Here is a 4,480-nt window from a genome sequence, read left to right on the forward strand (position 1 = left end):
GTGTAGTGTCAATAGGAAATGGTGCTGGTAAATCAACGTATACCAAAAACTGGTTGCGATCAGTACTGGGCCCAAAGAACTCGCGCACCATGTTGGAAGCTAAAAATCCACCCAGCACCATGGCACCCGCTGCGCCTAACAATACCAGAACGCGCAGGCGCAACAGTTTTTCAAGCAACCCACGATAAAAGCGATAAAAGGCACCGTTATAAGCGTCCAATTCAGATTCCTTACTGGTAGCCGCTTTTGCTGATGGCTTCACCTTCATAAACCAGAAGCACATCGCAGGTGTCACGTACATCGACAAAAACCAGGAAGAAAGCAGCAGCAGAATAACAACCATAGGCAAAGAGAATGCATACTCACCGGTTTGGCCATCCATTAACAGCATGGGCATAAAAGCAAGAATGGTTGTTAGCGAGGATGTGAGTAAAGGTATTGATAGATTGCGGCCAGTCTCGATACAGGCCTGCTTTCGGTCATCGCCACGCTCCAGGCGACTGCGGATTTCTTCCGCGATAACAATACCGTTATCAACCAACATACCCAAAGCAATTATCGACGAAGCAATGGATACACGCTCAAACTCAATACCAAAAAATGGCATGAGAATAATACCCAGCAGCATGGTCATGGGTACAAAGGTGCCAACAATGAGACCGGTTCGCACACCAAGAAAGATCATGACCACTATCAACACAATCACAATGGTCTGGTAGACATTGTTAAGACCACCGCTCACCGCGGCTTCTACCAGGTCCGGCTGAAAGGTTGCAAACTCCAGTACGTAGCCAATGGGTAACTGTGATTCCAGTTGCTTTATTTTACTGACCAGTTGTTCGCCGAAGACGACCGAATTAACACCAGGAGTAATGGACACACTGAGCACGACGGCGCGTTTACCCTTGAAGTAAGCAATATCCCGTGGCGGATCGGCATAGGCACGCTCCACCGTGACTATATCTCTGAGGCGAATAGTTTGTTGAGAGCCTGGAATCCTGAACTCAACATTTTCAATATCCTCGACACTGCGGAAGTTGCCCGTAGGATTTACGATAACATTTTGTTCGGACGCATCCACTCGTCCACCGGGTAACACAACGTTCTGTTGTACCAGGGTATTCACCAGTTCACCGGCTGTAATACCAAATTGTGCCAGGCGGGTTGCTGAAAACTTTAGAAATACCTGCTCCTCATGTACACCATGCAGCTGAACCTTGCGTATACCAGGGAGCTCGTATAAACGATCGCGCAGGTCGCGGGCCACGATGCGCATCTCGGACATGGAAAAGCCCTCGCTCCATAATGCAACCGACGCGACGGCAGTAAGGCCAAACTCATCGTTAACAAATGGCCCGATAGTTCCCGATGGAAGATGCGGCTTTACATCGGACATCCTGTTGCGTACTTTCTGCCAGACAAGATCCAGGTCGTCGAACTCATCCCGGGTTTCGGCATGAATAATAGTAACGCCTTGCCTGGAGTCGGACCAGATATCAGCAAGTTCCGGTAAACTGCGTAATTCTGCTTCGAGTCTTCGAGTAACTAACTCTTCCATGTCCTCCGGCGACATTCCGGGAAAAAAAGCGGTTACAACCACTTCACGAATAACAATGGGCGGATCTTCCTGACGCGGAAAAGAAAAAAACTGCACCAGACCAATAATGATAATTGAAGCAATGACGACTATCGTCAGCCGATTACTATCCAGTGAAAAGCGCGTAATAGTAGACATGATCGTGACGCCCGCTTACTGTTCCATTAAGCGAACTTTCTGGCCATCGCGAAGAAAGCTCACTCCAGCCACGGCTATAATATCACCAGCATTTAACCCGCTTTCGACAATAATATTGTTATCGCGAATACTTCCATGTTCGATGGCGGTCATCTTTACGGTTGAAGTCTCGGCATTAAAAACATAAACATAACTCTTTGATTCAGCGCCCCGCGGTACCAGTGCCTGGACGGGTATTAAGTAAGCCATATCACCTTCTTCACTGCCAAGCATTAAGCTAACTTCGGTAGTAAGACCCGGCCGTATTCTTGAATCGCTATCGAGAATAGTAAGTTTAACGGGAAACGCATTAGCCGCTCCGGCAGTACTACTAATTTCTGATACTACGCCTTTAACCGCCTGCCCTTGAACGGCAGGAAAACTGACTTCTCCTGGTTGGCCCAGGTAAATTAGTTTGATTTCAGATTCGGGAATGCTAATCGCCGCCTCCATAGCACCTTCAACATGCACGTCAAACAGCTTTTGCCCACGATTCACTTCCTGGAATGCATCGACATGTCGTTGTGCCACCACTGCATCAAACGGTGCTCGCAATACGGTTCTGTCCAGATCACGCCTTGCCAAATTAAGTCGCGATTGTGCATAACTGAGATTCTTGCGTGCTGCATCCTGATTGGCTTGTGCCTGATCCAGCATTTGCTGGCTTACTAACCCCTGGCCTCGTGAAGCAACATCCTGTAGTCGTGCCACTTCCCTTCTAGCATCTTCAAGTTCAACATTGGCACGACCCACGTTCGCTTCGGCGGCTTCTACATTTAAGCGAAAGGTTTTATCATCTAATCGGGCCAGCACCTGTCCTTTGGAAATCTTTTGACCCACATCCACATTCACTTCACGCACATTACCCGATACTTCAAAACTTAAACTGGAAGTGGTGGCTGCTTCAACGACACCTGAGAATCGACGCACTTTACCTGATGCCGGTTCAGTGACAGTAATTGTTCGGATAGATCGTATGGTTTCGGTGGGAGGTGGGGGTTCTTCGCCACATGCAATTAACGTTGAAACGAGAACAAGTAACAATGATTGCTTAAATCGCGGCTTAAAGCATGATATTGGCATAATCACAACTCCCCTGTTGTTGCTTATTCTACTTTTTACCAGCAAATCCTGTTCTAAGAATATGACTAATTATTGCACTTCATCCTGGGGTATAAATTGATCCAAATTAGGTTTTTGTTCATATTTTTGTTAACCAAGTTTTTTTTCGTTAATGAGTGGAGTATGTAGCGGACTCAGAGAAATACCCGTTGCCATTGCTCAGCAGTCAGTAATTCCTGCATTGCTTGCCGCACTCGGACAATTTCCTTTAACGTCTGAGACCGCGCGCTATCCAAAGGTGACAATTGCTCAATGAGCCCGTTCGCCGATGATTCCCATTTAACAGACTCTGCACGATATTTATCTATGGTCGCTGCTGCTGAATCCTGATATTGAGACATCAACTGTTGCAATTCTTCCGTGAGCTTGATTACTTTTTCCAGGGTGTCTTCGTCTTTGATTTGATCCTTGCAACGCTCGCGCAACGCTGCTGGATTCAGGAAGCTCACTTCATCCGGTCTCGAGCCAGACAGAAAGTTTATGGTTGCGAGGGTGGCAAGTACTGGCATTAATCAGGCTTCCGGTAATGTATAAGAGACAAGCGCTTTACTTGTCTGGTTCAGCACCTGAACAAGTTTGGTCCACTCTTCCTGTGACACAGCAGCGTGAAGTTCATCCTGCAGCTGCAGCAAATCGTTGCGCAACCATTTACGACGCCTGGCGTGCGCTTCGATCAACTGTGTGATTTGTGTTTCAGTGACTTCATACTCACGGAGTAAACTATCAAAACTGGAGACAAACTCCCGGTGTTCGGCAACCAGGTCACGCGCACGAATTTCGATTCGCTCTGCGATGGAAACCAGCACCAGGCGTTTACTTTCTGATGTACTTCCTTCTAACAATGCTCTTAATTCGCGCAGCGGTGCGTCCAGTTCCGATTCTCGTGTGAAACTTGCACAACCGCTCACTACTAACAGCGAGGCGAAAACAAGCTTAAGCGACTGTCTCCGACTGAACACCGTCATATTTTCTGTCGTCGTTTCATCGCACTCATCCCTACAACTTATGATTCCACGCAAATATTGATTTCCTTGATAACATTAAACCAGTCAGGCCAATTGTATCAGGCTTTCGATTGAAAACTATATTTGAATGTCTGTTGGACAGGGGTAATGTCACCGCCCGAATACTTAATTAACCCATGCTCAGTGGCCTGTTCGATACTCAGGTCTCCGCTTAACATGGCACGCAACGCCGCATGGTGAGTGAGCACAACAACCGTGCCGGCAACTGGACCATTGGTATGGTAGTTAGCCTGTACACCATCCGCTGTCACATGAAACTGCGACCACAAACCTGGCCCTACTAGCACCAGTGAAAAGGGTATGGAGTCATTCGCTGAATTTCCCACTCGTCCGTCGTTCAACCGTGCTTGCAGTCGTTGGAGATCCGCCAGCATCTCCTGCAAGCGAATTATATTGGGCAGGGAGCGAGAAGACTGAGCCATTTCAGGCAGCAGACCTTCACGCCTCGCTTTTGCAACGGCAACAGCAACGTCAAGTGATCCGGGATAGCTCACCGAAAAGCCGCCATTAACAGTTGGCTCAAGACCGCAGCTATAAGCAGCCAATGGGTAACTCAACA

General features: G+C 47.8%; 5 protein-coding genes. All 5 read right to left on the bottom strand.

The genetic code is table 11. The annotated features are described in order from the left end of the window. A partial coding sequence (locus ACWVCM_RS01780; protein ID WP_455199984.1) for an efflux RND transporter permease subunit occupies positions 1-1,735 on the bottom strand: 1,735 nt, incomplete at its 3' end. Between the two features lie 15 nt (positions 1,736-1,750). After that, positions 1,751-2,857, bottom strand: coding sequence for an efflux RND transporter periplasmic adaptor subunit (locus tag ACWVCM_RS01785; RefSeq protein WP_455199985.1), 1,107 nt, complete (start codon positions 2,855-2,857; stop codon positions 1,751-1,753). Between the two features lie 173 nt (positions 2,858-3,030). Then, positions 3,031-3,405: a hypothetical protein gene (locus ACWVCM_RS01790; protein ID WP_455199986.1), complete on the bottom strand. Its 375-nt coding sequence runs from the start codon at positions 3,403-3,405 to the stop codon at positions 3,031-3,033. A 3-nt stretch (positions 3,406-3,408) separates the two neighbouring features. Continuing rightward, on the bottom strand, positions 3,409-3,804 hold the full coding sequence (locus tag ACWVCM_RS01795; protein WP_455199987.1) for a hypothetical protein: 396 nt from the start codon (positions 3,802-3,804) through the stop codon (positions 3,409-3,411). A 155-nt stretch (positions 3,805-3,959) separates the two neighbouring features. After that, positions 3,960-4,480: hypothetical protein (locus tag ACWVCM_RS01800; protein WP_455199988.1), on the bottom strand; the 521-nt coding region annotated here is incomplete at its 5' end.

This window comes from Kaarinaea lacus, from assembly GCF_975902315.1.